14 protein-coding genes and 1 pseudogene are annotated in these 17,830 nt (G+C 36.0%); 4 read left to right on the top strand and 11 right to left on the bottom strand.

Annotated features, from left to right (window positions below):
- Window positions 1-783, top strand: a pseudogene (locus tag RT405_RS00530) (Xaa-Pro aminopeptidase); the annotation flags it as partial.
- 585 nt (window positions 784-1,368) lie between these two features.
- Here the strand turns inward: RT405_RS00530 and gap are convergent.
- Together gap and RT405_RS00540 are read right to left on the bottom strand one after the other, a co-directional pair.
- Window positions 1,369-2,382 carry a type I glyceraldehyde-3-phosphate dehydrogenase gene (gene gap / locus RT405_RS00535; protein WP_313466744.1) on the bottom strand — a complete coding sequence of 338 codons (1,014 nt, stop codon included), beginning with the start codon at window positions 2,380-2,382 and terminating at the stop codon, window positions 1,369-1,371.
- Window positions 2,383-2,515: 133 nt separating this feature from the next.
- Window positions 2,516-3,475: a glutathione S-transferase family protein gene (locus tag RT405_RS00540; RefSeq protein WP_313466795.1), complete on the bottom strand. Its 960-nt coding sequence runs from the start codon at window positions 3,473-3,475 to the stop codon at window positions 2,516-2,518.
- Window positions 3,476-3,774: 299 nt separating this feature from the next.
- On the opposite strand from RT405_RS00540, the gene RT405_RS00545 reads away from it, so the two are divergent.
- Window positions 3,775-4,791: a Gfo/Idh/MocA family oxidoreductase gene (locus tag RT405_RS00545; protein WP_313466745.1), complete on the top strand. Its 1,017-nt coding sequence runs from the start codon at window positions 3,775-3,777 to the stop codon at window positions 4,789-4,791.
- A 54-nt stretch (window positions 4,792-4,845) separates the two neighbouring features.
- The gene (locus RT405_RS00550) at window positions 4,846-5,823 is read left to right on the top strand and encodes a Gfo/Idh/MocA family oxidoreductase (RefSeq protein WP_313466746.1); all 978 of its coding nucleotides are present in this window, start codon (window positions 4,846-4,848) and stop codon (window positions 5,821-5,823) included.
- A 44-nt stretch (window positions 5,824-5,867) separates the two neighbouring features.
- On the opposite strand, the gene RT405_RS00555 is transcribed toward RT405_RS00550, so the two are convergent.
- The 3 genes from RT405_RS00555 to RT405_RS00565 all read right to left on the bottom strand — a co-directional run bounded on the left by RT405_RS00555 (window position 5,868) and on the right by RT405_RS00565 (window position 8,320).
- Window positions 5,868-6,734 (bottom strand): MurR/RpiR family transcriptional regulator, encoded by an 867-nt coding sequence (locus RT405_RS00555; RefSeq protein ID WP_313466796.1) that lies wholly within the window; start codon window positions 6,732-6,734, stop codon window positions 5,868-5,870.
- Window positions 6,735-6,950: 216 nt separating this feature from the next.
- Window positions 6,951-7,604 carry an NAD(P)-binding oxidoreductase gene (locus RT405_RS00560; RefSeq protein WP_313466747.1) on the bottom strand — a complete coding sequence of 218 codons (654 nt, stop codon included), beginning with the start codon at window positions 7,602-7,604 and terminating at the stop codon, window positions 6,951-6,953.
- A gap of 158 nt (window positions 7,605-7,762) precedes the next feature.
- Entirely contained in the window at window positions 7,763-8,320 is a 558-nt protein-coding gene (locus tag RT405_RS00565) for a DapH/DapD/GlmU-related protein (RefSeq protein WP_313466748.1), read from the bottom strand.
- A 244-nt stretch (window positions 8,321-8,564) separates the two neighbouring features.
- Here RT405_RS00565 and RT405_RS00570 point away from each other — a divergent pair, with 244 nt between their 5' ends.
- Window positions 8,565-9,665, top strand: a complete 1,101-nt coding sequence (locus tag RT405_RS00570) for a YcxB family protein (RefSeq protein WP_313466749.1) — start codon at window positions 8,565-8,567, stop codon at window positions 9,663-9,665.
- Between the two features lie 174 nt (window positions 9,666-9,839).
- On the opposite strand, the gene deoC is transcribed toward RT405_RS00570, so the two are convergent.
- The 6 genes from deoC to RT405_RS00600 all read right to left on the bottom strand — a co-directional run.
- The gene (gene deoC / locus RT405_RS00575) at window positions 9,840-10,532 is read right to left on the bottom strand and encodes a deoxyribose-phosphate aldolase (RefSeq protein ID WP_313466750.1); all 693 of its coding nucleotides are present in this window, start codon (window positions 10,530-10,532) and stop codon (window positions 9,840-9,842) included.
- A 252-nt stretch (window positions 10,533-10,784) separates the two neighbouring features.
- Window positions 10,785-12,209, bottom strand: a complete 1,425-nt coding sequence (locus RT405_RS00580; RefSeq protein WP_313466751.1) for a 6-phospho-beta-glucosidase — start codon at window positions 12,207-12,209, stop codon at window positions 10,785-10,787.
- An 11-nt stretch (window positions 12,210-12,220) separates the two neighbouring features.
- Window positions 12,221-14,077, bottom strand: coding sequence for a beta-glucoside-specific PTS transporter subunit IIABC (locus RT405_RS00585; protein ID WP_313466752.1), 1,857 nt, complete (start codon window positions 14,075-14,077; stop codon window positions 12,221-12,223).
- A 454-nt stretch (window positions 14,078-14,531) separates the two neighbouring features.
- Window positions 14,532-15,422 carry a MurR/RpiR family transcriptional regulator gene (locus RT405_RS00590; protein WP_313466753.1) on the bottom strand — a complete coding sequence of 297 codons (891 nt, stop codon included), beginning with the start codon at window positions 15,420-15,422 and terminating at the stop codon, window positions 14,532-14,534.
- 251 nt (window positions 15,423-15,673) lie between these two features.
- Window positions 15,674-16,654: an aldo/keto reductase gene (locus tag RT405_RS00595; RefSeq protein WP_313466754.1), complete on the bottom strand. Its 981-nt coding sequence runs from the start codon at window positions 16,652-16,654 to the stop codon at window positions 15,674-15,676.
- Between the two features lie 30 nt (window positions 16,655-16,684).
- The coding region (locus RT405_RS00600) for an MFS transporter (protein ID WP_313466755.1) at window positions 16,685-17,830 on the bottom strand (1,146 nt) is incomplete at its 5' end.

The following is a 17,830-nucleotide window of genomic DNA, read 5'->3' on the forward strand; positions in this document are numbered from 1 at the left end:
GAAGCCGGTGCTTCACTAGCAGGAATCGGTATGTTTAACGCGATCCAAGCAATTGAGGTAGGCAAAACTGAAAAAGAAATCGGCGCTTTGCTTGCTCAAGATGGCCAGCCGAATACGGTCACTACCATTAGTGCAGCAGGACAGCGTTTCACAAACGCCACTCTTTACCCACGCGACAAGGAAGCTCAATTGTCCGACAACTATTCCATAACGGTAGGCTACAAAGGCGGTTTGAGCAGTCGTGCTGGATTTGTGGTTTCTTCTAAAGAACAGTTGCCAGAGAATCAAAAAGACTACTTGGAAAAAGTGGGCAAACCTTACTTTACAGCTTATGCAACGTGGTTAGAAAATATCCGCATTGGCATTTCTGGCGATGAATTCTACTCGATGATCGAAGCTGTATTTCCTTCCGACGTTTATGGCTGGACACTAAACCCTGGACACTATACAGGAGATGACGAATGGATGTCTTCTCCATTCTACCCAGGCTCTAAAGCTGTAGTTAAGAGCGGTCAATTGTTCCAAGTGGATATCATCCCAAGTGTGCCAGGCTACTCAGGTGCAAGTGCGGAAGAACCAATCGCTATAGCGGATGAAGCTTTGAGAGACGAGTTAAAACAACAGTATCCAGACGTTTGGAAACGCATTGAAGACAGAAGAAACTACATCAAAAATGTAATCAACATCAATCTTTCTGATGATGTTTTACCTTTAAGCGATACTGTAGCTTTCTATACACCATTTTTATTGAATAAAACTCTAGCTTATACAAAAGAAGCTTAACTTAAAATTTCGTTTTTAAGTTACTCGTTAAAAAAATAAACAAAGAAGAATGACACATTTCTCCTGCATAAAAAGGAGGAATGTGTCATTTTTTATTATATATGAAAGAATCCTAACGACTTAGCCAAAAACCAGTAAGAGTTAAACTCATTATCCTATTCAAAAAAATTTTATGTGCCTGAATTGATAGACCTTTTCACATTTAGGGCAGGCAAAATTAAATTGCCTGTCGTATCCATAGAATTTCAACCGACTTAAGGTACGTAAAAGGGGTTGAGTACCCTAATACTCTATGGTTTATACTTATCACATCTATCGTTATTTAAAAAACGAATGTAAGGTGAAAATAAACTTAAAAAAAGAATTTATCTTCTTCTATTTAAATCCTTCGTAGCCCTTATTGATAATCATTTTCTAACTCTAATTTTGAAAATTGAGAGCCTCTAACCAAAAAAGACACTTACGCATTTACGGTTGTTAGAAATAATAACCTCATCAGTTATTCCTTTTTTGTTCGCTGCATTACTTCTCTTGAGAATACGCAAAAAAGCGGGGAGTTTTATGCTCTCCCGCTTATCCGAAATTCTATTGAATAGTAGCAAAATGTTCTAACGTGCCTACCATGTTAGCCACAAAACCATACTCATTATCGTACCAAGCAACTGTTTTGACTAATTGCCCATTTTCACCTTCAATTACTTTTGTTTGTGTTGCGTCAAAGATGGATCCTGCTGGTACTCCGATAACGTCTGAAGAAACGATTTCGTCTTCATTATATAAAAACGCATCACTTGCTGCTTTTTTCATTGCAGCATTTACTTCTTCAGCTGTTACTTCTTTACCTAAAACTGAATATAATTCTGTCATTGATCCTGTAATAGTTGGAATACGGACGGCAGTTCCATCGATTTTCCCTTGCAGATCAGGAATAACTTTCCCTACCGCTTTAGCAGCACCTGTTGAAGCTGGAATTGCATTTTGTGCCCCTGCACGATTTTTACGTCCACCTGGTGAATCTTGTAACGCTTGAGAAGCAGTATAAGCATGGATGGTTGACATCAAGGCACGGTCAATACCGTATTCTTCATTCAATACATTGGCCATCGGTGCCAAACAGTTTGTCGTACAAGAAGCTGCAGAAACGATTTTGTCATTGGCATCAAGTGAATTATGGTTTACACCATATACGATGGTTTTCGTATTGTCTACTTCTGCTCCTGCAGCTTTTACTGGAGCCGATATCAATACACGTTTTGCACCTGCATCTAAGTGAGCTTGTGATTTTTTCGCTGAAGTATAAAAGCCCGTACATTCCAAGACGATGTCGATACCTAAATCGCCCCATGGTAATTGACTCGCATCTTTTTCTTCAAATGATTTTATTTCTTTTCCATTTACTACAATTGCATCGTTCCCTACTTCTACATCATATGGGAAACGGCCTTGTGCCGTATCGTATTTTAGCAAATAAACCAAGTCGTCATTATTCGTCAAGTCGTTTATAGCAACAACCTCTAACTCTGTGTCCTTTTCCAACATACGGCGTAAAGCCAAACGTCCAATCCGGCCAAATCCGTTAATAGCTACTTTTATTGACATGAATATTTCCTCCTTCTTTATTTGAATCTATTTTTATGGTAACGCTTCTACAATAAAATTTCCAATTATTCGTTTTAGCTGTCAGCCACAGATCAAAAAAATGGATCATAGCAATTTCTAGGAGAATGTTTATTTAATCCAAACTAAAATCCAATTCAGGCCCTACTGGAACAATGCCTGTTGGGTTAATGTTTTTGTGACTGCGGTAATAATGTTCTTTGATATGCTTAAAGTTCACTGTCTCCGCTATTCCTGGCCAATTGTATAATTCTCTTGTGTAGCGCCAGAGATTTTTGTAGTCCGTTATTTGTTTGATATTGCATTTGAAATGACCATAATAAACACTGTCAAAACGAATTAAGGTCGTGAATAATCTCCAGTCTGCTTCGGTGATTTGGTTGCCTACTAGATAACGGTTCTTGCCTAATCGTTCTTCTAATTCGTCAAGAGCATCAAAGAGATTGATGACTTCTTCTTCGTAAACCTCTTGTTTCGTTGCAAAACCTGCCTTATATACCCCATTGTTAACAGAAGGATAGATTTTCTCGTTGATTGCATCAATTTCTGTACGTAATTCTTTCGGGTAATAATCGCCTGCTTTTGCACCAACTTCATCAAAAGCGGAATTTAAAATTCGCATAATCTCAGAAGATTCATTGTTGACGATTTTATTTTGTTTCAAATCATATAAAACAGGTACTGTTACACGTCCACTATAGTCAGGTTCGACATGCGTATACACTTCATAAAGATAGTTGGCATCAATCACCGGGTCAGGAATCACACCTTCTTCAGGTTCAAATGTCCATCCGTTTTCGGCCATTAAAGGATTCACGACAGAGACTGAAATCATGTCTTCCAATCCTTTTAATTTGCGCATGATCAGCGTACGGTTTGCCCAAGGACAGGCTAACGCTACGTATAAATGATACCGTCCAGGTTCAGCTTTAAATCCGCCTTCACCGCTTGGACCAGCACTGCCGTCTGGTGTAATCCAATTGCGAAACTGCGACTCTTGACGTATGAATCGGCCCCCATTCCCTTCTGTGTCATACCATTGATCATGCCATTTTCCATCTACTAATAATCCCATCATTATTCTCCTCTCAAAACACTAAACTTTCTACATCATTTGTATTTGTCTTCTATTTTCATTATAGGTATAGAGGACGGAATTAACAAATAGATTGGTTCTTACTCAATCGTTTACACAGTATTTCAAAAAGGATTCCTGTAAAAAAATAATAAAAAGGTATATTCTGAACATAATGTTCAGAATACACCTATTAGTTGGAAGAAAAAAGAACATGGGAACCTGAATGGATAAGTAACGGTTTATTTCAATCATTTTCATATATAATCTAATTATCAGATATTCTAGGAGGTTTTTTTATGTTAACAATGGCTTACATCGGAAATGGAAAAAGTACGAATCGCTATCATTTACCTTTTTCATTAAAAACAGAGAATGTTAAAGTAAAAACGATCTATTCTCGTCATGAAAACAGCTCATGGGATAAAATTCCTGGAGTTCACTATACAACGAATTTAGAAGATATTTGGAATGATCCGGAAATTCAATTAGTTGCAATTTGCCTTCCAAGTTCATTACATTTTGAATTTGCAAAATTATCACTAGAAAAAGGAAAAAATACGCTGGTTGAAAAACCTTTTACCGAAACTGCAGAAGAAGCAAGAGAACTATTTGAGTTGGCAAAATCAAGAAATTTACTCGTTCAATGCTACCAAAACAGGCGCTACGATTCAGATTTTCTGACTGCTCAAAAAATTATCGAAAGCGGCCTGATAGGTGAATTGCTAGAAGTAGAAATGCATTATGATTATTTCAGACCAGAAGTTCCAGAAAACAGCACAGAATTTTCAGCAGCTTCAAGCTATTTATATGGACATGGGTGTCATACAATTGATCAAGTTCTTTCCTATTTTGGAGATCCAGACTCCATTCATTATGATGTAAGACAGTTATTGGGTCCTAATCGAATGAATGATTATTTTGACTTGGACTTTTACTATTCAAAAATAAAGGTTTCTGTTAAATCAAGTTACTTCAGAATAAAACCACGACCAAGTTTTGTTCTATATGGTAAGAAGGGTATGTTTATCAAGCAAGAGAAAGATAGACAAGAAGAACACCTAAAATTATTCTATATGCCTACTCATGCTGATTTTGGGATAGATACCCCAGAACATTACGGTACTGTAACCTATATAGATGCTGAAGGCCTTTATCATGAAGAAAAAGTTATTTCAGAAATTGGGGATTACAGTCGTGTTTATGAAGGATTGTATGAATCTATTATCAATGGAAAAGATAAGACCGTGAAAGATGAAGAAACAATTCGTCAACTAGAGATACTTGAAGAAGGCATTCAAAATATGAAATACTAACTTATCAAATCGTTAAAGAAACAAGAATCGCTCAACTAGGAAAGAAGGTTTATCATGAAACTAGCCATTATAGGTTCTGGGATGATCGTAAATGATTTTTTAACTATGGTCCGTGATGTTCCGGGGATTCATTTAGAGGCAATTGTGGGAACGGAAAGAAGCATGGATAAAATGAAGCTTTTAAAAAATGAATATGATATTCGTCAAGTCTTAACTAATTATTCTGATTGTTTAAACAATCAGAATATTGATACCGTTTATATTGCCTTGCCCAATCATTTGCATTTTTCTTTTGCTAAACAAGCTATACTGAATAAAAAAAATGTTATTTGTGAGAAACCCTTTACCTTAAACTTATCCGAAATGAAAGAACTAAGAGAATTAGCTTCAGCAAATTATGTCATGTTGTTAGAAGCTATCACCAATCAATATTTAACCAATTATAAAAAAATAAAAGACGCCATATGTACTATTGGAGCTATTAAAATTATTGAATGTAATTATTCAAAATATTCATCAAGGTATGATGCCTTCAAAAAAGGAGATATTTTACCAGCTTTCAATCCTAAAATGGGTGGTGGAGCTTTAATGGATATTAATATTTATAATATCCATTTTGTAACGGGGCTTTTAGGAAAGCCCCAAAAAGTCAGTTATTTGGCAAATATTGAAAAGGGAATTGATACTTCTGGCATCCTAAGTCTGGATTATGGGGATAAAAAAGTAGTCTGCATAGGCGCTAAAGATTCTACAGCTCCAATACGAACCATTATCCAAGGTGATGAAGGAGCAATCATTATTGAAGGACCTACAAGTACTATCGATAGGTTTACTATAATAGACAATCAAAATAAGAGCGAAATCGTTGATTTTAAAGTTCATACGCATCGGATGTATGAGGAATTTACTGAATTTGAAAGAATCATAAGAGAATCTGACGTTGAAACAATGACAAAACACCTTGATCACAGTGAAATGGTTATGTCTATTGTAGATAAAGGATTAGATTCTGCTGGTATATCATTAGGCTGAATTTTTAAAGTAAAAAACAGGTACTTTTTCAATCTATGGATGGGTCATAGTTCTTCAGATAACATTCCATTTTGAATCAGTGACTGTTTTTCTTTTAAATTTTCCAAGTTACTGCTGTATTCTTTTGCATATAAAATAGAATATAACGTGTCTAATACATATTGAAAAGCAACTTGTGATGCAAAAGTCCCAACTTTCAAAAAATCATATTCTTCTTGTACTACCACTATCGTTTTAGCAGCTAATTTAATCAAATCAGATTCTGTATTTCCCGTTATCAAAATAGTTGGGATCTTTTTGTTGGAAAAATGTTGCAACATACGCTTGTATTGCGGACTAGTTCCACTATAAGACAGAAACAGGGCACAGTCTTCTGGAGTAAGGTTAGAAGCATTCCATGCCTCATCTGAATATTCTTCAGAAATAATAGCAAATTTATTAATCTTTACTAATTTATTTTGAAAGCTTCTCGCTCTTACTTGTGAATCGCCACGAGAAAACAGAAAAATGTGTTTAGATTTGAAAAGTATTTCTGCCACTGATTGTAGTACATCTTCATCTAATTGATTTAATGTTTTTTTTATCGTATCAATCGTTAAATTTGCCATGTTCTTAGCTATATCCATGGTTAAATCTTCTTGTTTAAAAGGGAAGTTAGCATCCACCTCACTAGGTAAATGCAATTGGCTATAAACTACACCTGAAATAGCGTCCTTAAAACTTCTGAATCCATCGTATCCCATTTTTTTACAGAGACGGATAATCGTTGAGTGAGAAGTATACGTTAATTTTGCTAGGTCTTCAATATATATCGTAGGAATTTTGGTGATGTTTTGAATAATATAATCAGCAATCCTCATTTCCGTATTTGTAAAGTCCGTTTGGTTTTTCAACTTAGTCAATGCTTGCACCAAATTTAACAACTCCTTTCTAACATGATTCTATATCATTTAGTCATCCTTTACTATCTAACCGCCAATATAAATCTGTTAACTACTAAATCGAACCTCGAATGAGCATAGGAAAGCTCACCCAAGGTTCGATTTTATTATCTAAGATATTAATGAAGAGAGAAGAACCAGTATGCTATTGCTTCAACCGTAACTTCCTAGTTTTTGTTTATGAAACTATTGCAACTTACTGACTGCTTCTTCAATAGTTGTATTGCCAGCTAGAACTTCAAATTCTTGTTTGATGGTGTTGTCATTATGGAGTACAGAAACCAATGTATGTGCTACGTCTTGACGTGGAATTTCATTAATCTTTTGTCCCATGCCAACTTTTATTTGATTGGTACCCGGTGTATCCACTAGTATTCCTGGATGAACAATAGTCCAATCTAATTGGGTGCGATTTTTTAACCACTCATCTGCATAATTTTTTGCGATCGTATAAATTTGCAAACCATTTTCTTTCGCCATTTCCTCACGGCCTGTACGAAAAGTACTGACTATCACAAAACGTTTGACACCGGCTTGTTCTGCAGCAGTCATTGCTTTAATCGCTCCATCTAAATCAATCAAAACAGTTTTGTCAAAACCACTTCCGCCAGCACCAGCACTGAAGACAACTGCATCAACACCTTTCATGGCTTCAGCCAATTCATCTACTGAGTTCTTGACCAGATCTAAGAGAACTGTTTCAATCCCTCGCTCTTCGAAGAAACCAGCTTGTTCAGCATGACGAATCATCGCAACTTCTTCAATAGCAGTATCCTCTTTAGCAAAATCAGCAAAATGACGGGCTACTTTCCCATTGGCACCTATAACAAATACTTTCATTTGAAATCTCCTCTCAATAAATGATTCAATCTACATTCAGTATAACTTACATTTTTTTTTTGTTGTATTGTGCACTAAAAATAGGTAGGCTCACATCCTTACCCTAAGTCTCCATAAGGTTTTCCCCAGTTTTTTTATCCTATATATAAACTGATTGTTTACTCAATTTCTTTAATGATTCTTGCGGGTGTCCCTGCAACAATGACATTATCCGGTACATCTTTAGTGACTGTAGCATCTGCTGCAACAATAGTATTTTTACCAACTGTTACGCCGGCCAAAACGGTTACGTTCGCACCAATCCAAGCGTTTTCTTTGATTCGAATTGAATCAACAATGATTCCCCTTCTTTTTGCTGGATCTACTAAATGGTTCACTGTGAGCAAACGCGCACCCGGCCCGATCAACACATTATCTTCAAGGTAAATACCGCCTAAATCAACAAAAGTAACGTTTTGATTGAGAAAGATATCTTTACCAAATGAGATATGTTTTCCAAAATCTGTGTAAAAAGGCAACGAAACAGTCACCGAAGAATCAATCGATTCACCAGTAATTTGTTCAAGCGCTGCACGCACATCTGAGGGAGTATGGTAACCGGTATTCAATTCCATCACTAATCTCTCATTTCCTGCTTTTTGCTCATGTATTTCTTCAAAAAGCGGGGAATCTTTTACTATTTCTTTTCTAATGATTCGTTTTAATAAGTCTTTCATAATTCTTCACCGCCTATTCAGCTATTTCTTGTTAACCCTATCATACTATAATCAACTTAACCTAACTAATACTTATCTAGCATGCCTATCTATTCCTTTTGCCTATAGCTATGAATGCTACATTTTGGTTTTCCCTTTAATTGATTGGTGGTGTGATTGTTCTAAAAACTGACAGTTTTTTGTCACTTCTATTTTTGGTAAGATTAAGTAAGGAAAAAAAGACTAAAAGAAAGCGGGAAAATCAATGGAAGAACAGACTATTGTAGCAAAAGGAAAACCAACACTAAAAAATACATGGCAGTTTCTACTCTACACAACTGGAATTGCTCTGCTAATATTTATTATATCCATCTATGCACTCGTCACTTTGTATTTCTTTACCACTATGTATGGAGACCAAAGAACCATTTTACTGCTTTCTCTTCAAAAAGCTGTCGTCCCTACGATTCTGTTGTTCCTTCTTTATTTCTTTTTCTTGGCTTTTCGGGAGTATCGTTTCATTAAAAAAAGAGGCATTCAGAACGGTGAAAACAGTGTGTTCATAAACAAAGAGGGTATATCCCAACAAAGGGGCCCATCACAAGAAAAATTAGAATGGTCGACTATTCTAAGAGTTAAAGAATATAAAGATCTATTTCTCTTCCGTCATTCTTCTCAAAAGTGGTCTTACCTTCCTAAACACTACTTTCAGACAGAGAAAGATTTAGCTCTTTTTAAGAAGATGCTTCAAAAATATTACACTAACCCATCAGCAAAACAAAAACTTCAGACAGAATTTAACGCAACAGATGAAGCGTTTTCATCAGTTGCTATTCAAGAAACAGATATCATCGCAAAAGGAAATTTCACTTTTAAAGAATATGATCACTATGCTTCTTTGTATCGACGAAAACTCCTCTTAATCTATGTTGTTTCAGTAACTGCTGTCTTAGGATTTTTAGCCAAAGATACCTTCTTTGGTCCTGCTTTAAGCTGGGACTGGTCCACGTTAGTACTGATTGCTATATTTGTCGGGATGATTGCTCTAGGAACAACAGGATTATATTTCCTACTTAAACGACGAGCTCGCAAAGAGTACAAAAGCGATCCACTGACAAAGAAAGAGAAGGTATATGTCATCAATGAAGAAGGCATTTCTTATGCTATGGGAGAAAGCTTTGCCCGCTACAATTGGAAAGACTTTAGGAAAGTCCGGGAATACAACAATATGTTCCTGTTCTATGTTCTTCCACAAAGAGCTCTCCTTCTTCCTTTTAGATTATTTAAATCACCTGAAGACGTCGAAAAAGTGAAGAAACTCATTCAAAAACAGATTGACCCAAAAAGTATAAAACTTAAACATTAGTGTGGTTCTCACCATTTAGTTAACCATGATTAAAAATTCATTTACTGCTGAAGACTGTTAAAGAGTGAGAAAAAAATCGCTCTTTAACAGTCTTCTTTCGCTATTCCATTTCCACTACTGATACTGGGTCTAACTTAACTCATTTTCGACCAACAACTCTTACAACGTTATAACTTATGCTTCTTTGACCATGGATTTGTACTCGTTAATAATTTGGATACCTGAACTGGTTCCTAAACGCTCAGCTCCAGCTTCTATCATTGCTTTAGCCGCTGCAAAATCACGTATGCCTCCTGCTGCCTTCACCTTAACTTCTGCTCCGACTACCTCTTTCATAAGTTTTACATCTTCAACTGTGGCTCCGTCAGTACCAAAACCAGTTGACGTTTTTACAAAATCCGGCTTCACTCTTTTAGCAATTTCACAAACAGAAATTTTTTCTTCATCTGTCAAATAGCAATTCTCCAAAATGACTTTACTTAAAATATGTTTCGTTCGGCAGGCAGCTACAATTTCTGTCATTTCCTGTTCAATATAAGATATATTTCCTGCTTTTAATTCACCAATATTGATGACATAATCAATTTCATCAGCCCCATTTTTAATCGCATCTTTGACTTCAAAAACCTTAGTTGCAATTGTAGTTTGTCCCAACGGAAAGCCAATAGCTGCTCCGACATGAACAGGACTTTCTTTTAATAACTCACTGCAAAGAGAAACAGGTGCGGAGTTGATTGCTACCATTTTAAACCCATATTCATCGGCTTCTTGACACAATTTTTCAAAGCCGGATTTCTGTGCATCTGCTTTTAACAATGTGTGGTCCACCATATTTGCTAATTCTGTTACGCTTAATTGAACTGTCATTTTTTTCCTCCTCTTATTGAATTCGGTTTCATTTTACCACACTTAAAGTCACTGTCTATCCAGCTAAGGAATAAAGATTCTTTTACATGCAAAAAGAACCGCCTAAGCGATTCTCTTTTACTAATAGACCAGTATTCTTAATTACTTTCTTTATCTAGCTTTTCATTATAATTTGGTATTTCTTTTTCCTATTTTTCTTTATTGCCTTTTCCGATTTGTCTAATAACTCTAGCAAGGTTACATCAATACTTTTTAAAGTCCTTCTCCATTTGACGCAATGACTTGCTTGTACCATTCAAAAGATTTTTTCTTAGTACGTTTTAAGGTTCCATTGCCTTTGTCATCTCTGTCGACATAGATAAAACCATAACGTTTACTCATTTGACCAGTACTTGCTGCAACCAGGTCAATGCAGCCCCAAGTAGTATAGCCTAGTAATTCGACTCCATCGATTTCTACTGCATCTTTAAAAGCTTGGATATGTTTTTTCAAATAATCAATGCGATAGTCGTCTTCAACATAACCGTTCTCATCTGGAGTATCTATCGCGCCCAATCCGTTTTCAACAATGAATAAGGGCTTTTGGTAACGATCATAGAGTTGATTCAGCGAATTTCTCAAGCCTAAAGGATCGATTTGCCAGCCCCATTCGGTAGAAGGTAAGTATTCATTTTTGATCGATGGGAACAGGTTTCCTGTTGCTTGAGCATAATCTTCAGAGTGTGCACTCACTGTTCGCGAACAGTAGTAAGAAAATGTCACAAAGTCCACTGGCGAAGCAGCAAGTATTTCCTCATCCTCTTCTTCCATCGAGATATTCAATTCTTCTCGTTCAAATTTCTTCAATGCATAATTTGGATATTTTCCTCGTGCTTGTACATCAATAAAGAAGTATCCCTCACGATCACGATTGATAGCTTCTTGATAATCCTCTGGTCGGCAAGTGTACGGATAGTGGCTGCCGCCTGCCAACATACAACCAACCAAATTTTTTGGATCCACTTCATGTGCAATTTTGGTAGCTAAAGCACTAGCTACTAGTTGATGATGCGCTGCTTGGTACTTGATTTCTTGTTTATTGTCACCTTCCTTAAAGACAATTCCTCCACCTACAAACGGTTGATGAAGCAAAATATTGATTTCATTGATGGTTAGCCAATAATTGACCAATCCTTTATACCGCTTTAAGACTGTTTCAGCATATTTAGTATAAAATCCAATCAATTTACGGTTTTTCCATCCACCATATTCTTTGACCAAATGAATAGGAACATCAAAGTGAGCAATGGTAACTAGAGGTTCGATATTGTGTTTTCTTAGTTCTTTAAAAATAGATTCATAAAAAGCTAACCCTTCTTCATTTGGTTTTAAATCGTCTCCATTAGGAAAGATCCTTGACCAAGAAAGGGACATGCGATAAACTTTAAAACCCATTTCTGCAAATAATTGAATATCTTCCATATAACGATGATACATATCGATAGCTGCTTTAGCTGGATAATAGTATCCTTTTTGCCATTCGAGCATTTCCATCTCACCAGCAGCAACTTTTTTTCGATCTGAACCAGTAGGAAGTAAGTCTACATTTGATAGTCCCCTACCCCCTTCAAGTACACTGCCTTCTGCTTGATTGGCAGCAGTCGCCCCGCCCCATAAAAACTTTTTGCTTAATCCCATAAAAACGCTCCTTAAACTTTTATTGCTAATACATCTTCTGTCGCACTAAGATTTCCTTGTGTAATTGTTTCAACCGTTGAATATTGCATCGTATTCGTTACAACAACAGGAACTTGCGTTGAATAACCTGCTTCTTGAATTTTTTTCATATCGAAAGTAAGCAGTAGCTGTCCTTTGGTTACTTCTTGTCCTGCTTCGATAAGAGCCTCAAAATATTGTCCATTTAATTCAACCGTGTTTAAGCCAACATGTATCAAGATTTCTACGCCAGTATCTGAAACCAAACCGATTGCATGCTTCGTTGGGAAAACAGCTGCAACTTTTCCGTCAAAGGGTGCAAACACTTCCCCTTCAGAAGGTTCGACTGCAAAGCCTTTTCCTAATGCTTCTGAAGCAAAGGCTTCGTCTTTTACTTCGCTTAAAGGAATGATTGTTCCAGGAATTGGACTCTCCAAACGCGTATCTTCTAGAATTACTGGTTTAATTTCAGGAATCTCTTCAACTTCTTCATCTTTTTCAAATTTAAAGCTCAGTATATACGTTAGAATAGCAGACACAACAGCTGAAATAATCAGTGCAATAATTATGTTCCAAAAAAATTTCATCGTATCATCACCAATATACAACAGAACTGCTGGCAGACCAGAAGAACCAGTCGCGAAACGGTGTGTATTCGTTAATCCTGCATATAGACCACCTGATGCTCCACCAATCATGGAAGCAATCAATGGATATTTTTTCGGTAAATTCACACCATATAATGTGGGTTCTGTGATACCCATATAGGCAGTGATTGATCCAGAAATAGCAACTTGTTTCATTTTTTTATTTTTTGTACGAAATGCGACAACTGCAGAGGCTGTTGCTTGAGCAATATTTGAAACTAATGCACCAGGCCCAAAAATACTGTCATATCCAAGCTCTGCCATTTGCATCACACCTAATGGTGCAACACCATTGTGCAGTCCAAACATCACCATGATTGGTAATAGACCACCGATCAAGACTGCTGGTACCCAGCTTGCGTTTACACTTAAATACATAAAAAATGTTGTAAGATATCCGCCTAAAATGCTGCCAATCGGTCCTAAAATTGAAAATGCTAGCGTTCCCATGATTAGGAATGTTAACATAGGAACAAAAACCAGTTCAACTGATTTAGGGATCACTCGTCCGAGAAATTTTTCAACATATGATTGCATAAAGATAACAATTAAAATTGGGATAACTGTACCTGTATATGAAGCTAATGTAAATGGAATAAAACCAAAAAAGTTTACCGGGTCTCCTGAAGTGACGAGTGTTCCCCAGTTTGGATGCAGCATCATGGCAGCAACAGATACTGCTAGGATAGGATTACTTCTAAGCTTTTGAGCTACAGTAAAGGCTAAAATCATCGGTAAGAAAAAGAAAACACCATCAGCAAATAAATTTAATAGATAGTACGTTTGAGAATCAGTGGTTACAACATTAAATACAACTAATAGTGCTAAAACAGCTTTAACCATTCCGGCGCCAGACAATGCTGGAATCACCGGTTGGAAGGTACCTGCTACAAAATCAATGACTGTAGAAACTGGTCCTTTCTTTTCTGAACTGCTATTATTTGACGAGGTAATATCGATATTTTTTTCGATTTCTTCAAAAACATCTTTTACATGTGTGCCAATAACAACTTGGTGTACTCCTGCATTATTAATATACTTAGTAACACCGTCTAGCTCTTCTAGGTTAACTTTATTTACCTTCGATTCATCTACCAATTTAAAACGTAGTCTTGTTTGACAATGATACGCATTTGCGATATTTTCTTTGCCACCTAATTGTTGGACGATATCTTGAGCTAATCGTTCATATTTTTTACTCATCTAAGCCACTCCTAACAAATTTTAAGAAAATTTTATGCAGTCACCGGTCAACATAAGATTCCTTGTAAATGAACTTTAGCACATCCAGATAGCGTTTCCAACGTTTCCAAAGGATGTCGGCACAGATTTCATACATTTAAAAAAATCATATCTTTTTATGAAATTTATTTTATTTTTGATATTAATTGAAATTAATTTGCACCCTACCTCAACTGATAGGATCTACCCAATGAAATAGATGGTATCGTTCTTCAACAATAATCACATTTAACCTTTATGACAAGACCCTTAATTCTGAATACATCCAACTTCTCGCATCTGGAGAACCGTTTAAACTACAAAAGTTCTAAAGAAAAGGGACAAAACGCTGATTGATGTTCGTTTTGTCCCTTTTCTAAAATTTAATGATGAGATCTTTTCAAGTACATCGAATACTTAAGCATTTCAGATATCATTAAAAGGTTTCTGAAATGTCTTTAAAGGATGACTGTCTTCCAGATTCTAAAATTCTTGAATTCAAAATTTTTTTCTCCATATTTTTACTGTAATTGAATGAAAAGATTTTAGCATATAAAATATTGAGAATAAATAGAATTGACTCTTCCGTCGCAAAATTCGTAATTTTTGAATACAGTTTTTCTCTACTGGAGATATTTAACACAACTGTTGAACAATCACGAAGGTAGTTTTCTCCTCCGCTTGTGATGCTGATGATTGGAATATTTCTTTTCATTAATTCTTTTACATTACTCATTGGATTTGTCTCAGGGTTGTTCCCCGAATACGAAATAATCAGTGCACAATCTTTATCTGTAAGCGTTCTGGAGATAATTCCTGATTCATCAGCAGCTGCAAGAAATGCTTTTTTATGAATTGCTACTAGATTTCTTTTAAACAATTCTCCGTAATAAGAATTAGGACTGGTACCATAAATGATGACTGTTTCAGCTTGTTCAATCATTTGTGCCGCTTGATTGATATTGTCTGCTGCCATTAACGAAGCAGTATCTTTAATACTTTGTATACGTAGATTAGCAATATTTTCAATAATTTCTAATGTATCAGATGTAGAACTAAAGGGAAGATTAGGATCGATACCTAGCCCATTTTCATCAAAATGCGCTACTTCATGCGTGAAGGCATACATGAATTCTTTCCATCCTGAATAATCAAAATATTTCGCAAACCTGACTAAGGTTGATTTAGATGTGTGTGTAAAGTTCGCAATCTCATCCATGTTATAGTGAGGTACTTTTTCTCTATGACTGAGTAAAAATTCAGCGATTGTCCTTCTTGCATCTTGCTGCTTGAAGGCAGTCTCTTCAATTTTTTGAAATAGATACATTTTTCTATCACGCTCCTACTTAATTTTTACAGATTGTGACGCTTGATCAAGCTTGAAATAGTTCTACTTCACATTATCTATTTCAGATTCATTCTTACTAATTTTATTTTTTAATCTAGTAACGGTTTCTTTATTTTGATAATGCTGTTCTATTAATCTTTATACCCCTTCTCACTGATAACATTACCGCTGCACATCGTTTCAGTCGAAGGGCGATAGAGTTTATTGTCTTCTGCAACTGAAATCATAAATTAAGAAAACCCAACAATTTTGTGTGGTATATAAGGATCTTCTAAATATATTACCTCTTCTTTCGTCAAATGGAAATTCACTGCGTCTACTGCAGTTTCAACATGGCTTAACTTTGTTGCGCCAATAATGGGTGCTGCAAGATTTTCCTTTTGCAATAGCCAAGCCAATGCAACATGGACTCTACTTACATGATGTTTTTCAGCTATTTCCGCAACGCGTTGAATGACGACACGATCTTTTTCAGCAGATTCGTCATATTTGTCTCGTTGTGCTTGATCCGTTTCTCTTCTTAATGTTGTTTCTGAAAAAGGCTTAACCAAACGTCCAGAAGCCAAAGGACTATAAGGAGTTAAAGCGATATTTTGATCTAAACAATAAGGAATCATTTCTCTTTCTTCTTCACGATAAATTAAATTCAAATGATTTTGCATGGAAACGAATTTCGTCCAGCCATTTTTTTCAGCGATATTATTCGCTTTTTGAAATTGATGAGCATACATTGCAGAAGCGCCAATGTATCGGGCTTTTCCTGATTTGACCACATCATGCAGGGCTTCCATTGTTTCTTCGATAGGCGTATTGTAATCCCAACGGTGAATAATATATAAATCAACATAATCCGTTTGTAGACGTTGAAGGCTGTGGTCGATTTGTGACATAATCGCTTTTCTTGAAAGTCCTTGGCCATTAGGACCATCAAACATCTTTTGATGAACTTTAGTTGCTAAAACAACCTCGTCACGCTTGGCAAAATCTTTCAATGCTTTCCCTAAAATTTCTTCACTACGACCTAATGAATAAACATTAGCAGTATCAAAAAAATTGATTCCCAATTCGATTGCGCGCTTAATAATTGTTCGACTTTCATCTTCTTCTAATACCCAGCTATGAATCCAATTCTTTGGGTCGCCAAAGCTCATCGCTCCAAGACAAATTCTTGATACATCTAGTCCTGTATTTCCTAATTTCACGTAGTCCATGTGAGTTCCTCCTAGCTTATTTCTTACCTTTTATACATTCATATGTTTATTGAAAACAAGTGCAATCAAACTAATGATCAATAGTAAAAAGCCTGTAATAATCACTTGATTAGCCGCACTAGCATTTCCGCTCACTATTGTAATTACTTGCGAAGCATGTGGAGCTAATGTTGCTCCCATATTGTAGGCAACCAACACGACGGTTGTACCAAATTTAGCAATTTGTTCGCCACCAGACGTAAAAATATGCATGAAGTAAGGCATAATATTTCGAAAAGCAAATCCTAATCCAGCTGAACAAATAAGGGAAGCTAGTATAGACGGTGACAAGCTAGTCAAAAAGATACTTATTCCAGCCAAAAAAACCGCGATAGGTAGCAGCCAACTTTTTAGGTACATATAAGTAAATCCAAATAGGTTTCCCGCAATAAAAGCTCCTACAGCAATCGCTGCAATCATATTACTCCCGCTTGTAGCATCTCCAATTCCTTGTTCAATTAATAATGGTGTGATTTGTAAATTATAGTTAATAAATAAGACAACTACACAAAATAAAAGGAAACCTAAAAGAATTGTTTTTATTTTTCTTTCGTTAGAAATAACTAAATCAGTTGTTGAATAGCCCACTTCTTCTTGATTTGTCCGCTGATTTGGGATAAAAATAGCAATTAAGCTCAAACCTAAGAAAGCCAAACCATAAACAATAAAAGAAGTGGTCCAATCGATTCTAATCAATTGTCCTACACTAACAGTCATAATGATACCACCAAGACCTTCACAAGCGCTTTCCAAACCCAACGCTTTCGCTTTTTTATTATCATCTTGTTGATATAAACTACTAATCATTTGAATCAATAAGCGATTGAATAATCCAATTCCGATACCTAATAAACATCTGGAAAGGAATAAAATTGTAAAATTTCCTTGATACCATGCAGGTAGTGTGCCAAAAACTCCAACAATGGCTAGCCCCATTAAAATTGTGTGCTTTCTACCGATCTTTTTCTCCACGTATCCTGTTAAAAAGATCCCTATAATTAAAAATAATGAAGGAATGGTTGTCAATAATCCCACATAGACTGGATCGATCATTGGAAAATCTTTTGCAATTGCAGGTATATTTGCGGAGATAGCAGGTGCAGAAGCAACCATAAAAGCTGCTGATAATAACGTAAT

The organism is Carnobacterium sp. (assembly GCF_032094055.1).
In the GTDB taxonomy this organism is placed as follows: domain Bacteria; phylum Bacillota; class Bacilli; order Lactobacillales; family Carnobacteriaceae; genus Carnobacterium_A.

Bases quoted from the DNA above. Each gene is read 5' to 3' on its own strand.
- gap (WP_313466744.1), bottom strand. From the start codon at position 2,382: ATGTCAATAAAAGTAGCTATTAACGGATTTGGCCGGATTGGACGTTTG.
- RT405_RS00540 (WP_313466795.1), bottom strand. From the start codon at position 3,475: ATGGGATTATTAGTAGATGGAAAATGGCATGATCAATGGTATGACACA.
- RT405_RS00545 (WP_313466745.1), top strand. From the start codon at position 3,775: ATGTTAACAATGGCTTACATCGGAAATGGAAAAAGTACGAATCGCTAT.
- RT405_RS00550 (WP_313466746.1), top strand. From the start codon at position 4,846: ATGAAACTAGCCATTATAGGTTCTGGGATGATCGTAAATGATTTTTTA.
- RT405_RS00560 (WP_313466747.1), bottom strand. From the start codon at position 7,604: ATGAAAGTATTTGTTATAGGTGCCAATGGGAAAGTAGCCCGTCATTTT.
- RT405_RS00565 (WP_313466748.1), bottom strand. From the start codon at position 8,320: ATGAAAGACTTATTAAAACGAATCATTAGAAAAGAAATAGTAAAAGAT.
- RT405_RS00570 (WP_313466749.1), top strand. From the start codon at position 8,565: ATGGAAGAACAGACTATTGTAGCAAAAGGAAAACCAACACTAAAAAAT.
- deoC (WP_313466750.1), bottom strand. From the start codon at position 10,532: ATGACAGTTCAATTAAGCGTAACAGAATTAGCAAATATGGTGGACCAC.
- RT405_RS00580 (WP_313466751.1), bottom strand. From the start codon at position 12,209: ATGGGATTAAGCAAAAAGTTTTTATGGGGCGGGGCGACTGCTGCCAAT.
- RT405_RS00585 (WP_313466752.1), bottom strand. From the start codon at position 14,077: ATGAGTAAAAAATATGAACGATTAGCTCAAGATATCGTCCAACAATTA.
- RT405_RS00590 (WP_313466753.1), bottom strand. From the start codon at position 15,422: ATGTATCTATTTCAAAAAATTGAAGAGACTGCCTTCAAGCAGCAAGAT.
- RT405_RS00595 (WP_313466754.1), bottom strand. From the start codon at position 16,654: ATGGACTACGTGAAATTAGGAAATACAGGACTAGATGTATCAAGAATT.